Origin of the sequence: Paenibacillus taichungensis (assembly GCF_003287275.1) — a bacterium.
Taxonomy (GTDB): Bacteria; Bacillota; Bacilli; order Paenibacillales; family Paenibacillaceae; genus Paenibacillus; species Paenibacillus taichungensis_A.
The window spans coordinates 47,233-67,077 of sequence record NZ_QEVW01000011.1 but is presented as its reverse complement, the minus strand read 5'-3'; the positions used below and the strand labels follow the sequence as shown (position 1 = coordinate 67,077).

Sequence of the window (19,845 nt, the reverse complement as noted above, 5' to 3'; positions counted from 1 at the left end):
GGGACTGACCATCATGCTCCCCGCCGGATCGTACGTGATTTACCAGAAAAGCGATGAACGATCACCATCATGGATGGCAGATCTCTTTCAACTAACCAGTTGTCAGCGTTCAGGCCGTTCACCTTGATCTCCATCTTCTGCCGCTTTGTCGGCCGTTTACCTTGTTTCATGTCCGTTCCTCCTTACGCCCATTGGCGTTGTTCAATGTTTTGGGGCTGTTGTGGGGGTTTTGGTCCGAATGAATCGTTATGAGTGCGTTGGTAATTGACGAATTTATTAAACTGTTTCAGGAAGACAAGTTCGACGGTACCCACGGGACCATTCCGTTGTTTACCGATGATGATCTCGATGATGTTCTTCTTCTCCGACTCCTGGTTGTAGTAGTCGTCCCGGTACAAGAACGATACGATGTCGGCATCTTGCTCAATCGAACCAGATTCACGAAGATCACTCATCATTGGCCGTTTGTCCTGGCGTTGTTCGACTGCACGGCTGAGCTGGGATAAAGCAACAATGGGAGCATCCATTTCTTTGGCCAATTGTTTCAATGTCCGAGAAATAAGGGAAACTTCCTGCTGCCGGTTCTCGCCAGCTTTAGAACGTCCGGTCACCTCAATCAGCTGCAGGTAATCGATGACGATCAGCCCAAGGCCCTTTTCCTTTTTGAGCCTGCGGCATTTGGAACAAATGTCTTGAACCGTTATGCCTGGCGAATCATCAATGAAAATATTAGTTGCGCCCAATGTGCCAACCGCATCTGCGAGGATTGTCCAGTCTTGATCCATCAAATCCCCGCTCTTCATCACACTGGCATTCAAGTTGCCTTCTGCACTGACCATCCGCTGCACTAACTGACCCGCTGACATCTCCAAACTGAAAATCGCTACAGTCTCATCCGTCTTAATCGCCACGTTCTGTGCAAGGTTGAGCGCAAAAGCAGTCTTCCCAACCGAAGGACGCGCTGCAACGATAATGAGATCCGTCTTTTGTAAACCGCCTGTGATGCCGTCAAGATCAGCGAAACCTGTCTGTAAGCCAGTGACAATGCCATTTTTTAAGTTGGTTGCCTTGGTTTCAGTCGTTTCCACGAATTCGACCAACACTGATTGAATCGGCTTGAAGTCTTGTTCAGGCGCTGCTCTGTCTGCTAGTTTCGCATTAGTTTGATGAGCACTAGCCAAAAGTTTTGGAACCTCAGTCCCTGCCGCAGCTTGTTGAATCTGCAGCATGCTTGTCCGGATGAAATCCCGACGAATCGCGGTATCTTTCAGCTGATGGATGTACTGATTGTAGTGATCAACGCTGGACGCCTTTGGAACTGAACCTGCCAATTCGGAAAGATAAGTTACACCGCCAATATCATCTAGCTCACCCTTGTCTTTGAGTCTCCCGACCACTGTTACCAAATCAACAGGTTCCTGATTCTCTGCCAGTTCCACGAGTGACTGAAAAATCATGCGATGCTTTGCGCTGAAGAATTCATCTGAATCAAGTTTAGTGGCGATTTCTTCGGCCATTTCAACATCAATGAGTGCCGCACCCAATATAGCTTGCTCGGTCTCAATGTTCTGTGGCAGATCAATCCCTGGTATTGCGAAGTTTTGCAAGTAAACCATCCTTCCATCCTGCGGGGGGCAGTGTTGCCTTTGCCCGGTTAGCTTCTCGTTGATCCAGGTACGCTCTGGTTGCCTCCAGCTCACGTTGCCGGGCTTCCTGATCTCCCAAATTGCCGCGAATCTCAGCGATGTTCGGTGGCCACTTCCCTGTCCGTACATGCTCTTGAAGGTTTTTCTGAGCTGCTTCAAACGAGAAGTCATGCAGATACTTCATGTGACGATCCACATTTTCCTCACTCACGTCGAAATGGGGATAGTTCTCCTTGATCTCGATCAGCAAGTCAAAAATTTCTGCTCTATCCACGCTTACGTTCCTCCTCCGCTCGCCGCCTTAGATCTGCGAGTTCCTGTTGCTGACGGCTTAATCTGCGCGGCTGAGTAGCCGCTGGCGCTTGTACGTTTGGAACCAAAGCAGGTTTAAATGGCTGCTGCTGTTCCGGGGTTTGATGAATTTTCCAAGCTTGTTCAATACCCTCGACGTAATACAAAAAGCTCTTAGGCATTGTGAAACTCTCTCCCTCACGTTGACGTTTTGCCTGAAGCAGGCTTGCCATAGTTTGGATGGTAAAAGGGTTAGGCGTACCTCCGGCGACCATCTTACCCATGGCTACACGTTCGTTTTGAGAAACATGAATATCAAGTTTGTTGTTCATCTTGCAATAAGCATCCAATATTTCAATCACTCCACCGTCTCCGGATGGAACAGGATTCAATATGTTATCCCATGAATCTTCACAAGTAGTAGTTGTAGTAGTAATAGTAGTACTATCTTTTAGAACGGACAGTTTTGTCCGATCACTACCCCAATTTGCTGTGTGATCGGACATTTCTGTCTGATCACTAGGCGACTGATCGGACAATATTGTCTGATCACCGTGATTGTGATCGGACATATTTGTCTTATCACTGACTTCATGATCGGACACTTTTGTCCGTTCACTTTCGACTGATCGGACATTTCTGTCTGATCTCTTTTTGGAATTTCGAACCTTCAGGATCAATCCTCTTGGTGCCCTGGTCACATTGATGTACTGATGTTGTTCAAGTGCATCCATCCATCTGCTGACGGTCTTGTCATTAACTCCGAAATAACCGGCTATCTCAGACAGCTTCATTGGCTTACCGCCGAGGACAACGCCCCAGACAGTTTCCTCTTCCTGAATCTCCTTCGTAGTTGAACTGATGCACCAGAGGAAAAGCCATATCGCGTTGCCTATGTTCTTGTAGTGGTCTGGCTCCAAGATGCCGGAGTAGATCGGAAACGGGTAACTGCCTTCTGGCATGCCGTTCATCCCCTCGTTAGTGCTATGATCTGATTATTGAATTGATTTCGGCACCGAGTTTACATTCAACTCCATGTGTGGTGAGCATCCCAACTTCAACCCCCGTACTCAACTCAGAGACAACAATGTTAAGGAAATCAGGCATCTTATCACGTTCACCAACCACAGCCATTTGAGCACCAAGCGCATATGCTGCAGCCCTAAAATAATCAACTGTTGCACCTGGCCCTGCAGTAGTCGCTTCATCAAGCAACTTTTCCATGCCTTCAAATACATTCAAGCTTAGCTGTTGTTGATTGCTCACTTTGGTTGCCCCTTCCCCAATCCCTTACGAATCTGATCTTGAACAGTAGCCCAAGCATTTTCATAGACAACTTCTGGATTGTCTCCCGGCTGAAGTTCCATGTTTACACTTGCATCCACCTTGAGGCTTTGGAAATTCCCCAAATTTTTTGTGAATGAGATCCCTACGGATATTTGCTTAACGCTTGCCATATTCATTGCCCCTTTCTGTGTTGTAAGAATACGTGCGGATACTTGACCCGCTTGACCTCCCAATCCGGGTAACCACGTTCAAAGTACGCTCGTGTTTCCCGTTGAAATGCTGTTTTGTCTGTATCAAACAGCTGCCATATCCGTTTGCCCATCATGCTTTTGAGAAGCGGTTTGCCTGTCAAATCGTCCATGCGATCACCTACCCGCTACATACACTTGCTTGCCTGTAATGGCCGCTATTTCCCGTTTAAACAATGCTTCGTCGCTGTTGTTGTCCGAGAGGTGTAGCAAGTGAATCTCTTGCACACGCCGCATGTCATTTGCTCGGATGAATTCCTTCACGTTCTCGAGCGAGAAGTGAGAACGTAACAATCTATGTTTCATGACCGCCGGCACACGGCCAGCGGCAATATTTTGATTAAGGATCTGAATAGAATAATTGCACTCCACCATGATGTGAGTCAGGCCTACAAATCGATGCTTAATATAATAGGTGTCTGTCGCGAACAGAAGCTTGTCCCCTGCTGTATTAGCCAAGAGGAACCCCAAGGGCTCCGCTACGTCATGCTGAACATCAAAGGGTAGAATTGACCAGGTACCAATGGTGCATGGCTCAAGTGCCGATACACGCCGCACACGATGACTGTCTATCCGTAAGGCTTCCGCGGTACCGGAACTGGTGTAAATGTCCACGCCTGCCTTGATCAGATCCTTGATAGCGATGCTATGGTCGCCGTGATCATGACTCACAAGGCATCCTGCCAGCTCCGACACACGGAAGGCAAGACCGCGCTGAATGTCCTTATACCGAAGCCCTGCGTCCAGCAGAAGCGGAGTTTTCCCGTCCGTAATTCGGTAGGCGTTACCCGCGCTACTGGAGCCGAGAGAAGTAATCTCTATCATCAGAAGCCTGGTCCATCGTTAGTGGGTTGATCATCAGTTCCGAAGTCCATCTCCCGTTGTTCCTCATGTTGCTCAGAATCGGGTTGCTGATCATTCTCTTCACCTGGTTGACCCGGCGGCGGTGAAATATCGATCGGCTCAGTATTGGCACGTTCCGCAATCTCTCGTTGAACCTCGTTGTAAGAGTCATCAGTCGCTTCGGTGTATGTCAGTTCAACAAGCGCATTCCCAAAGTCTTTCGGGATCTTTTTCACAACGTTGTTCCGCATCTTCCTGATCAGCATGGACTCACGGCTTTGCGGCTCGCTCCAGGCTGGGCTCATATATTGCTGAAGTTCAGGATCATCTAATGCACCAAGACCCATCGACTTTGCTTTTTGAAGGATATCCGACTTCTTGGCTGCGATCTGCTTACGTTCATCGGGCTTAGCCTTAAAACGATCAGCACAAATTCCGAAAGTCTCATTCATCATGGTGTTATTCATATGCGCAAGCAGATTGCGGACAACATCGTCCCTTTCGGAAATATGAAATTCAATGGTCCCATCTTTCTTCATGATGGGATATACCACCCTCACCACATCGCCTTTACCCTTTGGCCGCCACGTCGGGGGAACAACGTCGAATCCGGTGTATTCCGGATAAGTGAAGTCATCACCCTCACGTACAAGCCAGAACTGCCCGACCTTCTTCACATCACGTCCATAGCGAGCGAGGATGGCATCATTGCCATCACCTTCAATCCCCATTTCAATAGACTTTTTCCAAACGTCTTTATCACCGACTTTTACCTTCGAGTTTCGAACTTGGAAGTAAACTTCCCGTGGACTAGCCGCCGCGTTGAGTTTCAACGAAGCGGTTTGAAGTAGAATTTGTGTGATGTTGCTCTTATCAAGTTGATCATCATTCCAGCTGATTCCTTTAGCATCTAATGCACCATTGATTGCAGAAATGGCATTCAAGACACAAGATTTTGCGTATTCGTCCATTTTGATGCCGTTCCCGGTGAGCTGACGCTCGATCATAGGGAAGTAGTTATCGTTTACCTTGGTTAGCGTTGTTGAATAATCGCTCAATTAGATCGCCTCCTGGATGTCGTTATGCTCCAATCGGAGCTTCTTGTTTCTATCTCTCCAAGCAGCTTCAGCATCTTCATAACTGCCATGTAGCTTAGCCAGTTCTTTTTGTGTCTCTTTTGGCAAACTACGGAACGTTGGTGGAACAACCAAACGAATCATTTGGGCGTCTGTATCAATCAATTGCGTTACTGCCTCAGCGTTATCCACGAATATTGGTGCTGAGAATCCGTAATGCTGTCCAAGCGTGTTGATGATGTCCAATCCAACGTTGATTCGAGCAGCGTTATTCAGGCCACCTTCATAAGGAACGCCGTTATACAACGTCTTACAGACATCCTTCAGACCACCATTGATTTGTTCCTCAAAGAGTCTGAACCGGGCATATTTGAATTTGCTGTTGATCTTGGATTCAAGCATGCTGACTTTCGTCCGGGTAAATTCTTCCGTAAGGAATAGCTCGTGTTCCAGCTTTTCAAACTCCGCTGCAAGCTTCCGCTCTTCCTCGCTCAACTCAGTGATTCGCTTTTCAGTAGCCGCTACTGTTGCCAACTTAGCCTTGTCTGCTTCTAGGTCGTCAACCTGACCGCGAAGGATTCGGATCTCGGCTTGTACCCTGCCCATAGCGTCAGCAGCGGAAGAACGCAGCTGCTCGATCTCAGAACGGATTTGCTCTGCTTCCCGTTGCTTGGACTGGTACTTGGTATTGTCAGCCGGATCAGCAATGTTGAATTGTAAGCTTTGCAGGGTTGCTTCAGCTGCCGTGATTTCTGCTGCCTTCGATGCAATTTCCTCCTGCAGATTGGTCAACTCGCCTTCAAGTGTTTTCAATGCCTTTTCCAGTTCATTTTTCTCTGCTGCAGCAAGCTTACCGTCAGCGCTTATTGCTTCAAGACGTTTTGACTTGTCCAGATTAAATGCTTCCAATGCTTTGTCCTTAGCAGACTGCACTTGATCATCCGGGAGTGCTTGTCCACATGTAGGGCAGTTGGCATCATGTTCGTGTTCGTGTACCGGATACTGGAGACTATCAAGGGAAGTCCATTCTGCCCGCAGCCTTGTAATCTGGCTATCAGCACGAGTGATCTGTCCTTTATAGCGTTCTGCCTCGCGTTGTCCCGCGTTCAACCGGGATTGTAGCTCACTAGATTCGCCTTTTAGTTGCATGACCCATCCACGTTGGCCAGCAACTGCCTGTAAGCCATCTGCCTGGATCACTTGCTTGATTTCGGCCAACTCCGCATTGATTTCACGCAAGCGAATCTCCTTAGTCGACAACTCACCACCGGATTGAATCCGTTGAAGTTCGGCTGTCTTGGCATCCACCCTGCTGCGCATCGTTTCGATGTCCTCCTGAAGCAGTTCAGCGTCCAGATCGGACACGTCTGGCATACTCCGACGAGCTTCATCGATGCGAACCGGGATCTTCTCAAGCTCCTTATTGATTTCAGTCCGACGAGCTGCGATCACCTTGCGGTGATCCTCAAGGCTTCGACCTCCCAGGATTTCGGCCAGCGGTGTCAATTGCTTGTTGCCTGCAATTATTTCGGCATCTGTCATTTCGCCACACACATCCAGGAGCACTTTACGGCGGGCATCCGGTTTAAGAATCTCGTTAAAGTAAGAAGGACTTGTCAGCAGTTTGAAAATGTCCTCACTGATCAGCCCATCGACTTCGGCTTTGTACTGCCCTTGCTTAACTGGTACGCCATCGACGTAATAATCTGTCGAGTGTCCGTTAAACTCCCCCGTTGCTTGTCCACGCTTACGCGTCCATTTCTCGGCAAACACTTTTTTGAAGGAACGACGGCGACGATCAACCATCAGGACTGCTTCAACCTCATGTTGTAGGCCGTGTTCAGCTACTTTCCCGGCTTCATCCAGACCTTTGATTTCAAAGTCCGTCCGATTCTGGCTGTCTTTACCGAACAGCGTCCATACAAACCCATCAAACAACGTTGTCTTACCAGTGGCGTTGTCGCCGTAAGCAGAAACACTGCGACCGTCAGCTTCCAATACAAAATCCCGCAACCCTTTAAAATTACGCAGGGTCAGGGAAATTAAAGTGATATGTCTCATGCGCTCTTCTCCTTTGATTTGAAGTGCTGGCTGATCGCATTTGCTACAGCTGCAAGTTGATCGTCATCGGCCATCAGTTCAACAGAACCGAATGTACCGGAGACTGAAAGGATTGCAGGCGTATAGTGCATAGCTGGTTTAACAGCAGCGTCAATGGTTTGAGCGGATAAATCGACAGTGATAGCAGTCGTTTTACTCATAACGTCCTCCTTGTTTGGAACGGCCACCCATGGTAAGATGACCGTGTATCCATATTTAGTTTTGAAAGATCAGGTTGACCGCCTAGCCCGCGGTCATTTTTCATTTTCTGGAACAGGTCCGTCTTCTGCGATCGTCTTCCAATCAACAATGACTGGGGCGTTCTCAACGCTTGTAATCAGTTGACCGTTCTCATCCAACACATAAAATTCAGAATGCACATGATCGGAATATTCGCACCCCATTTGTTTGATCTCAATGACCTCACGGCCATCAATCTCGGTTCCCACTTCAAAAACACGCGTGGGATTGCTTACAACGGTAAGCCGATGAATAATTTGCACGTGTTATCCTCCCTTCATATGTATTGATGCGTCAGCCGCATCTCACCGCCAACGGAACGGGAGTTGGTTATGAAACCCGTCCCGCAAGCAGTGAGACAAGGCCGACAATGGCCTGTCCATAACTTTAATCGTTAAATCTTTTCAATCTCTGCCACAGCCTGCGCCATGTATTTTGGCGGCAATTCGCGCAAACTTGAAGCAGCGTTCTGCCAGCGGTGAAAAATCATATCCCGTTCCTGCCAGAGAGCTTCGAAGTCCGTTCCCTGAACAGACCCATTGAATGCTGTCACATCCGCCGTGTTCTGGCGGAGGGCCTTGGCTGACTCAACGTAATTAACAATGATTTGGATGTATAATTGATCACTCACACCGATTCCCCCTTGCGTTTATCCGAGGGAGCAGTTAAAATGAGCAGCAGAAGAGACTTTAATCGAGTTCTCAACGTGAGTGTCCGCCGTGCCAGGCGGGCATTTTTTATTTCCACATCTGCGAACCGGATCATCCGATTCAAGTAATCCTCTGCATTCTCCATTTGCCCAGGCAACAATCTTTCAGGTTGTTTTCGAATCAGATTCAGATTGTGCTTCGAGTTCTTCCCAGCCTGCAATGCTTCATATGCCAGTTGTTCACGAGACATTCAATCAACCTCATTTCATGTATTTTTTGGCCTTTAGGTCGGCCCTGTGTTCTTTCCAAGTCGCAAGCCAACTGAATGAATATTCCTTGCATAGTACAGCCGCGAAATGCGTTAATGCTGTGATCGCTTCGACCGTTTCCATCAGCAGCCGCTTCATGATCTGCCTATCAGCTTCGGTGAGCTGGTCGCCCGTCTTGTTGATCGGTGCCTCGGATGATAGGGCCAAAACTTCCTTTACCTCTTCCACCGTCTTGAATAAGACGCTTGCCCTATGTAAATCCACATTGTCCAGCCAGGGAGCAAACGCACCGCCTGTTACCTCCCCAGCCGCTGCAATGTATAACTGGCCATCATCGTAATGTTCAGCCGCATTTCGCATAAGCTCTTTCGATGGATTGCGTGTGCCTTTAAGCACTTTACCTATCTGAGATCCATCCATGTGCACTGCTTGTCCAGCCTTTGCCAGAGTGTCACCCGTACGTTTCATAACTTCTTCTAACGCACTGGGAAAGTGTCCAATTGACATATTTTTTTAGGTCTCCTTTGTCCAATTTAATTAGATGAAGTTGGACAGAGGGTTGATGTAGTATTGAGTTGTAAGGTCTTCCCCTGTTCCCTTGATCCCTTCATCGCCCGCCAGCCGGTACAGCTCGGCGGGTTTCTTGTATCTTGCGGATCATCGCTTCAGCTTCTTTCTTGAGCCGTTTAATTTCTCGTTGTGATATAAGGTGTGGATTTTTACATTGCCGTTCAAGTGATAATGTGTGGTCTATAGCATGATCGATTGTCATTTTGCCAACATTAACTCTGGTGACTACAGCAGCAATGAAGCATGCTCGGGATGTGTTTTTGATCCAATAAAATCGCATTTGCTTCACCTCACTTGACTGATTTCTTGGAGCCGAGCTTTTCTTTATTAGCCTTGATTTCACGACACGCTCTTTCGACTAATTCGCGGTCAAACACGCCTGTATCAATAATGATCTTGGTCGTATCCGGCTGTTTAGGTTTGTTCATTAGCTCGCTCCTTTCTGAAAAGAACACGTTTCGTGCGGTTCAGAGTCAAAAAAAATCTCCTGTACTGTTTTCTTATAGTAATTGGCAATTCGTATTTTAATTTCGTCTTTCGGAATCCGCTGGGCATTTTCATACATTTGCAACGCACTAACGCTGATTCCTATAGCATGTGATGTTTCTTCTCTGCTGGTATCCCCTCGAAGCTCTATGAGTCGCTTAGCTATCAATTGTTTCATAGTTGTTTGCCCCACCTTTCAAAAAACACATTTCGTGTTGTTGATCTTATTATATAGAACACATTATGTGGTGTCAACACGTTTCGTGTCTCTTGATATTTTTTAACACGTATTGTGTTAATATTATGAATGGGTGATAATTAATGGCCACTTTTGGGCAAAAGTTACGTGCAATCCGCACGGGAAACAATCTAACGCAAAAAGACCTTGCTACAATATTCAAGGTCAGTGAAAGCGCGATTGGTATGTATGAAAGAGACGAACGGGAACCGTCATTTAAATTTATTAATGATGTTGCGGACCGTTTTGAGGTAACCACAGATTACTTACTAGGAAGAACTAGTGATACAAATCAAGGTACATCTAAGGTTATTTCAAAAGGAGTAAAAGAATTCCTTAGTGCAATTGAATTAGCTGACGATGAAGCAATTTTGAAACTAAAAGGAATGTTGCGCCACGAAGGTAATGTGTTATCAGATGATGCTATAAGAGAAATTATTTCTTATGCTCGTTACAAAGCAAATCAAGAATAATGCCTGGTAGTTCAAATCCAAGTTCTTCAAAAATGTCCTTAACTTCGTATTCTTCTGTTTGCTCTTGGTCCATGCTGCCACTTCCGTTCCTGTTTCATGATAAAAAAAATAGAACACTTGTTCCTATTTTATTCTAACATGTGCTCCTATGATTGGTAAATCCTCATCAGTTATTTCTTGATAATTATATCTGTGGATCAGCACAGGAACGGTATTAATTGGCTCATACTGGAGTAAAGAGTTACATCTGAAGAACGGCTGCATTTAAACAACAGTTTTACCATCATCTCGTATATCGTCTTTACGAAGTGATGTTTACATATACAACACTAATGTACGAGCAAATTCCCCAACCGATGGGACAGAGAAAAGAGAAGGTATAGAAAGATGAAAAAAGTAGCTTTATTTACTATGGTTTTTGCACTTGTAGCAGTATTATCAGCATGCGGAGATACAAAGGAGAATTCTTCTTCGCAAGCCAGCCAAACAGATACCAAACAAACAGAAATTGAAGCAGAAAACCAGAAACTAAAAGAAGAAGCAGAAGCTTTGAAAAAAGAGTTAGCTGAAAAAGAAGCTTCCGAAGTTGAAACTGCAGCTACTGAGGTGAGCAAAGAAACGCAAGAACCAGAAACTAAAAGTGCTGTTACCGCGGAAATGATGAGTTTAGTTGTTCCTAATCTTGTAGAGGGTGGCGCTGTTGACCAAAAGACATATGATTACTTGGTAAAGAATGCTGATCTCTTTCCAGCTGTAACTGCTGAAACAAAAAAAGCTGCAACTAAGGAAGTAGATAGTAAAATCACTTCGAAGCACCTCTTTAAAAATATTACTCCTTACCTTGATAAGATGGTAAAAGTAACGGGTACCGTTGTGCAAGTACAAGAAGAAGAAACAGATTTCGGTACTGTAGCGTCTATACATATCATGGACGAATCCGGGAACTCCTTGATCGGTTATTATAATAATTCAACAGGAGACATTCTTGACGGTGATGACGTGACAATGCGCGGAGTTCCTACAGCAGTGTATTCTTTTGACAATATAAGTGGTGGAACTACGAATGCTATTATGTTGGCCGTTTCTACAGTTCAAAAAGTCCAATAATTAACTAACAACAGATAGGCCCTTCGGGGCTTTTCTTTCACGCCAAAAACCGAACATACATTCTTACGAGGAGTGAGTTAGATGAAGGCAGCCTTATACATTCGAGTCAGTACCGATAGACAGAACGAGGAAGGCTTCTCCATGGAAGCACAGCATGATTTACTTATGGAGCTGCTGGAGAAGAAAGGAATGGAGCTATACCGTGTCTATTCCGATCCAGGAATCAGTGGTAGAACAATTAAAAAGCGGCCAGGTATTCAAAGACTGATTGAGGATATGAAAGCTGGTAAATTTGAAGCTGTCTTGGTGCATAAGCTAGATCGTTTAAGCCGGAACCTGGGTGACCTGTACGAATTCATCGCCTTGATCAACAAGCTTAATAAGCGGTTCGTCGTAGCCTCCTTAGGTAGCGAGGAAATCGACACACAATCACCAATGGGAAAAGCTTTCCTTTACTTTAACGGAATTTTCGCTGAAATCTATTCGGACAACCTTCGAGAGGAAACTTTAAAGGGTCTCACCAAGAAGATGGAAAACGGCGGGCTGCATATGTCCAAGGCTCCTCTCGGGTACGATATCGAAGTGATCGATGGAGAGCGTAAGCTGATAGTAAATGAATACGAAGCAGAACTGATTAAAGAAGTATTCCAGCTGTACCTTGCTGGCAAAGGGGTAGTGTCCATAGCAAAGCATATGAATGGTCATAGCCGTGGTAAGGAAGGTGGAGTATGGGACAGCAAGTACGTAAGGATCGTACTGCAGAATCATACGTACACCGGACATAACCACTTTAAGCCGGTACTGTGGGAAGAATCCAAAAGAATCATCAAACTTGGGGAACATGAAGCAATTATATCTATGGAGGATTTCCTGAAGGTACGTAAGATGATGGAGCGGCGTGGAGAGAATCATATGAGCAAACATAGTTATGATTATCCGTATGGAGGAATTGTTAAATGCGGGGCATGTGGGGCAACATACATTGGAAATGCGTCAAGACAGACACTCGTAGATGGAACCGTACGAGTATATAGGAGTTACCGCTGCCGAAATCAGTATTCAAACAAAACTTGTGATGCTCCAGGGATTTCAGAACATCACCTTCAGCAGCTCGTCTTCGAGCGACTGCAGATCACCAATAAAAAACTTCAGGACAAAAAAACGAGCGCTCAGGCTAAGAGTGATCAACGAATGCTGCAGAAAGAAATTGAGGTTTCCAATCGACGTCGGAAGAACTGGATGCTTGCCCTCGGTGATGGAAAACTATCTCCTGATGATTATGCCAACTTAATTGACGACGAAGAAGCAAGAATGAAGGCAATCACTGCTCAATACGAAGAGAAAGAGGATTATTACATCAACGAGTTGTCTACCGAAGAGATTAAAGACATGATGGCCAACCTAAAAGATAACTGGGTCCTTATCGAACCCGAGACGCAAAAGCTACTGGTTCAGTCTATGTTCCGTCAGATTGTAATAAAAAAAGAATCAGACAAGTGGGGCATCCTTCAAATGCTCACCGTCTGATTCTTTTTTTTCTTGGAGATTTTCTCTAAACGCCTTCAACATAGTACTTAGTCGTTAAGTACCATCTTGGAGGCGAGGGGAGTCGAACCCCTGTCCGAAGATAACGACACATAAGCTTCTACGGGTGTAGTCACAGTTTTGATGTCACCCGAGTATCGCCCCGTAACCGGCTATACGTTGGGTCAGCCTGATTGTCTTCTTCAGCACACCCCAGGCGGAGATGTGACAGCGTATCCCACTACTTGTTAGCCCCTAATCCTGTCACATGGGCGATGCAGGTTAGAAGCACGCACACAGTTTCTTAGGCTGCGAAAGCGTAGTTTGTTTGTTGTTTGCCGTTTAATAGGCTTTAGCGTTGATGAAGTGGACGCGTCCCCACTACCCGCTACCCATGCTCGAACTATCCCCGTCGAATCCATAAACGCCCCCTCATATAAGAAGGGCTCCAGGATTAATCCGTGAATACGGAGCAAAGGTGCTGCACATCTTTTTCCTCCAAGGTAAAAAGATGTTTCTTTCAAACTCGGCATTCCTGTCTGCTACAAGAACATCATAACACAGGACCAATCACCGATATAGTATAGATTGCTGGAAGACGATCCAACATGCTGAGCAACTGTGCAAGTTTAACCAACACACATATGATGCTCAAGCGTCTACATATTATACCGCGTCCCTCAAGGGAAGTAAAGTTGAGTACCGAGGTGCAGACAATTCATGAGCATGAACAACTTTTCTTAACTATCTTACCCACGATCCGAACAAACTACGCAGCATAAGCAAACATACTGCAACGATTCTTTCCAGCAATCATCAAAAAAAGTTTACCGATACTACTCACAAGCAATTTTCACATGGTACCCGGCAACAACGGGTGTATCTCCCACCATAACTGGAACAATAATCTGAAAGATACCCGCACGGCAGATCAGCGTGTTGCGCCAAACTCATTACACCGCTTCCCCTTAACAAGGAACCTCTAATATACAAAAAAATCCCAAGCTCCACCCCATTACGGGCAAAACTTGAGATCCAAATTTCTAACATAACTCGCGCCTCACACTAACTAACTACCCCGTGCAATTCAACACACAGCAACCCAATCAACGAGCCACCTTCTGCTTCTCGCGCAGTACCCGTTGAATATCGCGTTGTGCGTCGCGTTTGGCTGCAGACTCCCGTTTATCGTACTGCTTCTTACCTTTACCCAGACCGAGCAATAGCTTGGCATACCCGTTACGAATATAGATCTTCAGCGGTACAATACTGTATCCGTCCTGCTTCGACAACCCTAGCAACTTGTGAATCTGCACTTTATGCATCAGCAGTTTGCGTGTACGTGTTGGATCAATTGGATTATGACGGTTCCCTTGTTCAAAAGGACTAATATGCATATTGTGAATATGAATCTCACCGTTTCGAATCGTGGCAAATGCATCACCAATATTCGCACGGCCGTTACGAAGAGATTTAATCTCCGTTCCGGTAAGCACCATGCCCGCTTCATACGTATCTTCAATGAAGTAGTCATGGGAAGCCTTTTTATTCTGTGCAAGCACTTTACTCTGTCCATCATTCTTGCCCATGTCCTCACTCCTTCTCCGTAAAATAAGCCGGTACCTATGCTCTACAGCAGCGCACCACACATTTCCTCAGGTACCACATGCCAGACCTTAATTGTAGCAAGGACCGCTGTTAAAATCAAGAAAGAGGCGGTCTGCGCCGCCTCTTCTCATTACACTCATTTCATGCTCAGCGAAACGCGATTACTTTTTCTTCTTCCGTACAAAAGCCGCCGTTCCGTTGGCAGATGCACCTTTATTCTTTTTGCGCTTACGGCGTGGTGCTCCGCCTTCCTGAACACCGCCCGGTGTAGCTCCTTCTCCGATAAACACACCGCTAGGTGAGGTGTTTTTGCGTCCACTACCGCCTTTGCCACCTTTACCTCCGCCTTTACCGGATTTGAAGCTACCTTCACCGCGACTGCTGCCACTGTTCAGAACATTCCCTTGTCCACCAGTTGAAGTGCCTTCCTGGCCACCCGCTGTAGAGCTATAACCACCTTTGCCCGAGCCGAAACCAAAGCTTACCGCTCCCTTGCTACGGCCAGTTGCTCCGCTGGCATCTCCAGCACGACGCTCACCTCTCGGTTTGCCGCCACCTTTACCACCCGCGCTTCCCGCAGTGTTCGAAGCTCCGCTACGACCGCCACGTCCGCCTTTGCTGCTCTCATCTGCAGATCTGCCACCACGGCTGCCTCCAGCACCAGTAGGGGCACCTTTACCACCACGCGAGCCACTGAATCCACCAGAACCACTCTTCGCGCCGCCGCGTCCGCCGCCACCAGCAGGACGGCCACCTTTACCGCCACGTCCGCCACTGAAGCCACCTGGACGTTCGCCGCGAGGTTTCATGTCGACCATTTCAAAGTCAATGGTGTACTCTTCCATGCTTACACGCGCCACGCGAATCTTCACTTCATCACCGATGCGGAAGACTTTGGAGGTACGTTCGCCAATCAGAGCCATATGTTGATCGTCAAAATGGTAATAGTCGTCCGTGAGCGCACTCAGGCGAATCAAACCTTCTACCGTATTCTCCAGTTCAATGAACATACCGAAGCTGGTTACACTGCTGATCATGCCTTCGAACTCTTCCCCGACCTTATCAAGCATGTACTCAGCTTTCTTCATTTTCTCTGTATCCCGCTCAGCTTCAACCGCCACACGCTCGCGCTCCGAAGACTGCTGCGCAATATCGGCCATACGACCAGCCAAATACTCCTGACGGTTCTCAGGCAAAGCCCCATTGTTCTCAATCACTTCCCGAATGACACGGTGAATGACGAGGTCGGGATAACGACGGATCGGTGATGTAAAGTGACTGTAGAACTCTGCCGCCAGACCAAAGTGACCGGACATCTCGGAATCATACTTCGCCTGTTTCATGGAACGCAGCATCATTGTACTGATAACCGTCTGTTCCTTCGTTCCGTTTATATCCTCAAGCAGGGATTGAAGCGCCCGTGGATGAACCGCGTTGCCACGTCCTTTGACATGGTGTCCGAAATTCGCCGCAAAGGCGAGAAAATTTTGCAGTTTTTCCTGATCTGGATCTTCATGCACACGATAGATGAACGGAACCTTCAACCAGTGGAAATGCTCTGCTACCGTTTCATTGGCTGCCAGCATGAATTCCTCAATGATTTGCTCTGCAATGGAACGCTCCCGTTTCACGATATCCACTGGTTTGCATTCTGCATCCACGATGATTTTGGATTCTTCAAAATCAAAGTCAACCGCACCGCGGCGCATACGCATCGCACGAAGCTTCAAGGCAATCTCTTTCATCAGATGGAAATCGTCCACCAGATCCTTGTAACGCTCCAACAATTCAGGCTCTTCACCTTCAAGAATTTTACGAACGTTGGAATACGTCATCCGCTCTTTGGTCTTAATCACACTTGTGAAAATGTCGTGTTTCACAACCTTCATCTGGTCGTTGAACTCCATCTCACAAGATAACGTCAAGCGATCTACCTGTGGGTTCAAACTACAGATCCCGTTGGACAAACGTTGCGGAAGCATCGGAATAACACGGTCTACCAGATACACGCTGCATCCGCGATTGTAGGCCTCCTGGTCCAGCTTGGAGTTTTCCCGCACATAATAGCCTACATCGGCGATATGAACGCCCAGACGATAGTTACCGTTAGGCAGTTTCTCCACGTTAACAGCGTCATCGAGATCCTTCGCGTCTTCACCATCAATCGTAACGATATTCAGTCCACGCAGATCGCGGCGGCCTTGCTGGATAATTTCTTCTTCCGTAATGGCATCGGGTGCTTTTTCGGATTCTTCCACCACTTCATCCGGGAAGGCTTCAGGCAGCTGATGTTTACGGATTACAGACAGGATATCGATACCCGGTTCATCCTTATGACCAAGAATCTCGATCACTTCACCTTCTGCTGCTGCCCGGCCCTCTGGATAGCTGACGATTTTTGCAACAACTTTTTGCCCGTCAACAGCTCCATTAAAGTTCGTACGTGGGATGAAGATATCCCGGTTAATCCGCTTGTCGTCCGGAATAACGAAGCCGTACACCTCATGGCTTTGGAACACACCTACAACTTGTGTCACAGCACGGGTAACAATACGGACAATCTCACCCTCCAAACGCCCACCGGAAGGACCTTGAGAGGTCACTTTAACAAATACTGTATCGCCATTCATCGCGCTTTTCATGTCATTAGCGTGGATGTACACATCCGGGTGCTCCCGATCCTCAGGGATGAGGAAAGCAAACCCCTTCGCATGAGCCTGCAAACGTCCGCGCACCAAATCCATACGTTCTGGCATACCGTAGCGGTTATTGCGGGTCAGCAAGACTTTGCCGGATTCCTCCAGCGTATTAAGCATAATTAAAAAGGCTTTGAAATCAGCCGCATCTTCAATCTCGAAGTGCTGTTCCAGTTCCTGATAAGTCATCGGTTTATAAGCGGTTTCCCGCATGAAGTCGAGCAATTGTTGTTCTGTTATCATTAATATTCACCTCGGGAAACATAAAAGTGTAATCTTGTCTCATCTCTCTATGTATCGGAAACCTTACCAATAGAAAAGCCATTTAACTCAGGCCTCACTATCTCATACCCTAGTATACACGAATTCAATCCGGCGCATCCGTACCCTGCAAAATAAACCAAGCATGCATGGCCCCTTGCATAACCGCGCTTTCATGCATCATAACAGCATTTATGCTACATGTGTTTTGCTCTCGAAAAGACAGAAAAGAATCGGCCCAGAACAGGGCGAATATGTAGGAAGGTAACCGAACGGAAGTGAGCAGAAATCGAAGATCGGAATCATGTGGTTCATTGGAAAAGACTGGTCATGGATGAATTTATTAAAAAACCTCCGTTTCTTCTCGAAACGAAGGTTAATCATTCAAGCGTTCATTGCTCGAAACTATCGCGTTACATCAGGCACTCCAGCTCTTACTTGGAGACAACCGTAACGATGATAGACAAAATGAAGAATCCTGCACCCAGTACAACTGTTGCACGTTGCAAGAAAAGATCCAGTCCGCGCGCTTTCGTTTTACCGAAAAGATGTTCCGCACCACCGGAGATGGCACCCGCCAAACCAGCGCTTTTCCCGTGCTGCAGCAATACTACAGTGATTAGACCGATCGAAAACACCACGAGCAGCAATTTCAAAGCAATATCCATTCTTTCCACCTCCTACCCATGTGGGCATAACATCTCACCATAAAAACAGTTATTTTAATTGTAACACAGCTATTAACGTGATACAAGTAGTGGCATTTCCTCAATTACTGAGATACCGCCAACATTTTCAACCTTTTTAATCTCGAGCAATTAAAAATCAACTTAATAAAAAAGACAAGCCGGTTACCCGGCTTGCCCGTGAGTTGTCGTAAGACAACTTATTTTTTGAGGTTGTAGAAACCTTTGAGACCATTGTATTGAGCCAGTTCACCCAGTTGATCCTCGATGCGGAGCAATTGGTTGTACTTCGCGATACGGTCTGTACGGGAAGGAGCACCCGTTTTGATTTGACCCGCGTTTGTTGCAACAGCGATATCAGCGATTGTGCTGTCTTCGGACTCACCGGAACGGTGGGAGATTACAGCAGTGTATCCTGCACGTTTAGCCATTTCGATTGCATCGAATGTTTCAGTCAATGTACCGATTTGGTTAACTTTGATCAGGATGGAGTTACCGATACCTTCTTCGATACCTCTACCCAGACGCTCTGTGTTCGTTACGAACAGGTCATCACCAACGAGTTGTACTTTGTCTCCCAATTTTTCTGTGAGCAATTTCCAACCATCCCAGTCATCTTCGGACATACCGTCTTCGATTGTGATGATTGGGTATTTCTCAACCCATGAAGCCAGAAGGTCAACATACTCAGCGGAAGTGTAAGATTTACCTTCGCCAGCAAGTGTGTACTTACCATCTTTGTAGAACTCAGTGGAAGCAACGTCCATACCCAGGAATACGTCAACGCCTGGTTTGTAACCTGCTTTTTCAATTGCTTCGATGATTGTAGTGATTGCTTCTTCGTTAGAACCAAGGTTCGGTGCGAAACCACCTTCGTCACCTACAGCTGTGTTCAGACCTTTGGAGCTCAATACGGATTTCAGGTTGTGGAAGATTTCCGCACCTACACGAAGAGCTTCTTTGAAGCTTGGAGCTCCAACTGGAAGAACCATGAACTCTTGAACATCGATGTTGTTGTCAGCGTGCTCACCACCGTTGATGATGTTCATCATTGGTACTGGCAGTGCTTTAGCGTTGAATCCGCCCAGGTAAACATACAATGGCAGGTCCAGAGCGTCAGCAGCTGCGCGAGCTACAGCCATGGATACAGCCAGGATTGCGTTAGCACCCAGTTTACCTTTGTTTGGCGTACCATCCAAAGTAATCATCAATTTGTCGATACCCAGTTGATCCAATGCATCCATACCGATTACTTCTGGAGCGATTGTTTCGTTTACGTTTTTAACAGCTTGCAGAACGCCTTTACCCAGGTAACGGGATTTGTCGCCATCGCGAAGCTCAACAGCTTCATGGGCACCAGTGGATGCACCGGAAGGAACGATAGCGCGTCCGATTGCGCCGGACTCCAGGTATACTTCAACTTCAACTGTAGGGTTACCGCGGGAGTCGAGGACTTCGCGAGCGTACACGTCAGAAATAATAGTCATGAGTGATAATCTCCTTTAAATTTAAATTTATTAAAAATTAGGACCACTTGTGTTTTCCC

The 19,845-nt window shown here is 46.6% G+C and carries 24 protein-coding genes and 1 other RNA gene; 3 read left to right on the top strand and 22 right to left on the bottom strand.

Translation table 11 applies throughout. The features are described 5' to 3' along the window. Positions 1–11: 11 nt before the first annotated feature. The 17 genes from DC345_RS31780 to DC345_RS18035 form a co-directional block, all read right to left on the bottom strand. Complete coding sequence (locus DC345_RS31780) at positions 12–170, bottom strand: DUF6906 family protein (protein ID WP_181586637.1); 159 nt, start codon at positions 168–170, stop codon at positions 12–14. Between the two features lie 12 nt (positions 171–182). After that, complete coding sequence (gene dnaB / locus DC345_RS18110) at positions 183–1,616, bottom strand: replicative DNA helicase (RefSeq protein WP_113054246.1); 1,434 nt, start codon at positions 1,614–1,616, stop codon at positions 183–185. Beyond that, positions 1,579–1,920: a replicative helicase loader/inhibitor gene (locus DC345_RS18105; RefSeq protein ID WP_113054245.1), complete on the bottom strand. Its 342-nt coding sequence runs from the start codon at positions 1,918–1,920 to the stop codon at positions 1,579–1,581. The genes dnaB and DC345_RS18105 overlap by 38 nt, the downstream gene beginning before the upstream one ends. After that, complete coding sequence (locus tag DC345_RS18100; RefSeq protein ID WP_113054244.1) at positions 1,913–2,899, bottom strand: helix-turn-helix domain-containing protein; 987 nt, start codon at positions 2,897–2,899, stop codon at positions 1,913–1,915. The genes DC345_RS18105 and DC345_RS18100 overlap by 8 nt, the downstream gene beginning before the upstream one ends. A gap of 22 nt (positions 2,900–2,921) precedes the next feature. Then, entirely contained in the window at positions 2,922–3,203 is a 282-nt protein-coding gene (locus DC345_RS18095) for a hypothetical protein (protein WP_090811624.1), read from the bottom strand. Continuing rightward, the gene (locus DC345_RS18090) at positions 3,200–3,394 is read right to left on the bottom strand and encodes a hypothetical protein (protein WP_113054243.1); all 195 of its coding nucleotides are present in this window, start codon (positions 3,392–3,394) and stop codon (positions 3,200–3,202) included. The genes DC345_RS18095 and DC345_RS18090 overlap by 4 nt, the downstream gene beginning before the upstream one ends. Positions 3,395–3,396: 2 nt before the next feature. Then, positions 3,397–3,585 (bottom strand): hypothetical protein, encoded by a 189-nt coding sequence (locus DC345_RS18085; protein WP_113054242.1) that lies wholly within the window; start codon positions 3,583–3,585, stop codon positions 3,397–3,399. A 4-nt stretch (positions 3,586–3,589) separates the two neighbouring features. Further along, positions 3,590–4,297, bottom strand: a complete 708-nt coding sequence (locus tag DC345_RS18080) for an MBL fold metallo-hydrolase (RefSeq protein WP_113054241.1) — start codon at positions 4,295–4,297, stop codon at positions 3,590–3,592. Beyond that, positions 4,297–5,373 carry a hypothetical protein gene (locus DC345_RS18075; RefSeq protein WP_181586636.1) on the bottom strand — a complete coding sequence of 359 codons (1,077 nt, stop codon included), beginning with the start codon at positions 5,371–5,373 and terminating at the stop codon, positions 4,297–4,299. The genes DC345_RS18080 and DC345_RS18075 overlap by 1 nt, the downstream gene beginning before the upstream one ends. Further along, entirely contained in the window at positions 5,374–7,452 is a 2,079-nt protein-coding gene (locus DC345_RS18070; protein ID WP_113054240.1) for a hypothetical protein, read from the bottom strand. Beyond that, the gene (locus DC345_RS18065; RefSeq protein ID WP_113054239.1) at positions 7,449–7,652 is read right to left on the bottom strand and encodes a hypothetical protein; all 204 of its coding nucleotides are present in this window, start codon (positions 7,650–7,652) and stop codon (positions 7,449–7,451) included. The genes DC345_RS18070 and DC345_RS18065 overlap by 4 nt, the downstream gene beginning before the upstream one ends. Before the next feature lie 93 nt (positions 7,653–7,745). Further along, the gene (locus DC345_RS18060; RefSeq protein ID WP_113054238.1) at positions 7,746–7,994 is read right to left on the bottom strand and encodes a hypothetical protein; all 249 of its coding nucleotides are present in this window, start codon (positions 7,992–7,994) and stop codon (positions 7,746–7,748) included. A gap of 131 nt (positions 7,995–8,125) precedes the next feature. Continuing rightward, positions 8,126–8,362, bottom strand: a complete 237-nt coding sequence (locus DC345_RS18055; RefSeq protein ID WP_113054237.1) for a hypothetical protein — start codon at positions 8,360–8,362, stop codon at positions 8,126–8,128. After that, the gene (locus DC345_RS18050; protein WP_113054236.1) at positions 8,359–8,631 is read right to left on the bottom strand and encodes a hypothetical protein; all 273 of its coding nucleotides are present in this window, start codon (positions 8,629–8,631) and stop codon (positions 8,359–8,361) included. The genes DC345_RS18055 and DC345_RS18050 overlap by 4 nt, the downstream gene beginning before the upstream one ends. 10 nt (positions 8,632–8,641) lie before the next feature. Beyond that, complete coding sequence (locus tag DC345_RS18045; RefSeq protein ID WP_258530706.1) at positions 8,642–9,070, bottom strand: XRE family transcriptional regulator; 429 nt, start codon at positions 9,068–9,070, stop codon at positions 8,642–8,644. Positions 9,071–9,510: 440 nt separating this feature from the next. Further along, the gene (locus DC345_RS31775) at positions 9,511–9,648 is read right to left on the bottom strand and encodes a hypothetical protein (protein WP_181586635.1); all 138 of its coding nucleotides are present in this window, start codon (positions 9,646–9,648) and stop codon (positions 9,511–9,513) included. After that, complete coding sequence (locus DC345_RS18035; RefSeq protein ID WP_113054233.1) at positions 9,648–9,884, bottom strand: helix-turn-helix transcriptional regulator; 237 nt, start codon at positions 9,882–9,884, stop codon at positions 9,648–9,650. Before DC345_RS18035 ends, DC345_RS31775 begins: the two co-directional genes overlap by 1 nt. Positions 9,885–10,027: 143 nt before the next feature. Between DC345_RS18035 and DC345_RS18030 the strand changes: the two genes are divergently transcribed. The 3 genes from DC345_RS18030 (at position 10,028) to DC345_RS18020 (ending at position 13,051) form a co-directional block, all read left to right on the top strand. Continuing rightward, the gene (locus DC345_RS18030) at positions 10,028–10,417 is read left to right on the top strand and encodes a helix-turn-helix domain-containing protein (RefSeq protein ID WP_113054232.1); all 390 of its coding nucleotides are present in this window, start codon (positions 10,028–10,030) and stop codon (positions 10,415–10,417) included. Between the two features lie 387 nt (positions 10,418–10,804). After that, positions 10,805–11,524 carry a hypothetical protein gene (locus DC345_RS18025; RefSeq protein ID WP_113054231.1) on the top strand — a complete coding sequence of 240 codons (720 nt, stop codon included), beginning with the start codon at positions 10,805–10,807 and terminating at the stop codon, positions 11,522–11,524. Between the two features lie 81 nt (positions 11,525–11,605). After that, positions 11,606–13,051 (top strand): recombinase family protein, encoded by a 1,446-nt coding sequence (locus tag DC345_RS18020; protein WP_113054230.1) that lies wholly within the window; start codon positions 11,606–11,608, stop codon positions 13,049–13,051. Between the two features lie 66 nt (positions 13,052–13,117). Here DC345_RS18020 and ssrA read toward each other — a convergent pair. The 5 genes from ssrA to eno all read right to left on the bottom strand — a co-directional run bounded on the left by ssrA (position 13,118) and on the right by eno (position 19,786). Further along, positions 13,118–13,480, bottom strand: a transfer-messenger RNA (tmRNA) gene (gene ssrA / locus DC345_RS18015). Between the two features lie 674 nt (positions 13,481–14,154). Beyond that, positions 14,155–14,637, bottom strand: coding sequence for an SsrA-binding protein SmpB (smpB, locus tag DC345_RS18010; RefSeq protein ID WP_024629496.1), 483 nt, complete (start codon positions 14,635–14,637; stop codon positions 14,155–14,157). A gap of 180 nt (positions 14,638–14,817) precedes the next feature. Then, positions 14,818–17,595: a ribonuclease R gene (rnr, locus tag DC345_RS18005; RefSeq protein WP_113054229.1), complete on the bottom strand. Its 2,778-nt coding sequence runs from the start codon at positions 17,593–17,595 to the stop codon at positions 14,818–14,820. Positions 17,596–18,047: 452 nt separating this feature from the next. After that, positions 18,048–18,281, bottom strand: a complete 234-nt coding sequence (gene secG, locus DC345_RS18000) for a preprotein translocase subunit SecG (RefSeq protein WP_024629498.1) — start codon at positions 18,279–18,281, stop codon at positions 18,048–18,050. Positions 18,282–18,499: 218 nt separating this feature from the next. Further along, complete coding sequence (gene eno, locus DC345_RS17995) at positions 18,500–19,786, bottom strand: phosphopyruvate hydratase (RefSeq protein ID WP_076291983.1); 1,287 nt, start codon at positions 19,784–19,786, stop codon at positions 18,500–18,502. Positions 19,787–19,845: the final 59 nt, after the last annotated feature.

Coding starts and splice junctions, on each gene's coding strand:
- DC345_RS18030 (WP_113054232.1), top strand. CDS start 10,028: ATGGCCACTTTTGGGCAAAAGTTACGTGCAATCCGCACGGGAAACAAT.
- eno (WP_076291983.1), bottom strand. CDS start 19,786: ATGACTATTATTTCTGACGTGTACGCTCGCGAAGTCCTCGACTCCCGC.
- DC345_RS18090 (WP_113054243.1), bottom strand. CDS start 3,394: ATGGCAAGCGTTAAGCAAATATCCGTAGGGATCTCATTCACAAAAAAT.
- DC345_RS31780 (WP_181586637.1), bottom strand. CDS start 170: ATGAAACAAGGTAAACGGCCGACAAAGCGGCAGAAGATGGAGATCAAG.
- dnaB (WP_113054246.1), bottom strand. CDS start 1,616: ATGGTTTACTTGCAAAACTTCGCAATACCAGGGATTGATCTGCCACAG.
- DC345_RS18045 (WP_258530706.1), bottom strand. CDS start 9,070: ATGGATGGATCTCAGATAGGTAAAGTGCTTAAAGGCACACGCAATCCA.
- rnr (WP_113054229.1), bottom strand. CDS start 17,595: ATGATAACAGAACAACAATTGCTCGACTTCATGCGGGAAACCGCTTAT.
- DC345_RS18100 (WP_113054244.1), bottom strand. CDS start 2,899: ATGCCAGAAGGCAGTTACCCGTTTCCGATCTACTCCGGCATCTTGGAG.
- DC345_RS18085 (WP_113054242.1), bottom strand. CDS start 3,585: ATGGACGATTTGACAGGCAAACCGCTTCTCAAAAGCATGATGGGCAAA.
- secG (WP_024629498.1), bottom strand. CDS start 18,281: ATGGATATTGCTTTGAAATTGCTGCTCGTGGTGTTTTCGATCGGTCTA.
- DC345_RS31775 (WP_181586635.1), bottom strand. CDS start 9,648: ATGAACAAACCTAAACAGCCGGATACGACCAAGATCATTATTGATACA.
- DC345_RS18065 (WP_113054239.1), bottom strand. CDS start 7,652: ATGAGTAAAACGACTGCTATCACTGTCGATTTATCCGCTCAAACCATT.
- DC345_RS18080 (WP_113054241.1), bottom strand. CDS start 4,297: ATGATAGAGATTACTTCTCTCGGCTCCAGTAGCGCGGGTAACGCCTAC.
- DC345_RS18025 (WP_113054231.1), top strand. CDS start 10,805: ATGAAAAAAGTAGCTTTATTTACTATGGTTTTTGCACTTGTAGCAGTA.
- DC345_RS18050 (WP_113054236.1), bottom strand. CDS start 8,631: ATGTCTCGTGAACAACTGGCATATGAAGCATTGCAGGCTGGGAAGAAC.
- smpB (WP_024629496.1), bottom strand. CDS start 14,637: ATGGGCAAGAATGATGGACAGAGTAAAGTGCTTGCACAGAATAAAAAG.
- DC345_RS18020 (WP_113054230.1), top strand. CDS start 11,606: ATGAAGGCAGCCTTATACATTCGAGTCAGTACCGATAGACAGAACGAG.
- DC345_RS18070 (WP_113054240.1), bottom strand. CDS start 7,452: ATGAGACATATCACTTTAATTTCCCTGACCCTGCGTAATTTTAAAGGG.
- DC345_RS18035 (WP_113054233.1), bottom strand. CDS start 9,884: ATGAAACAATTGATAGCTAAGCGACTCATAGAGCTTCGAGGGGATACC.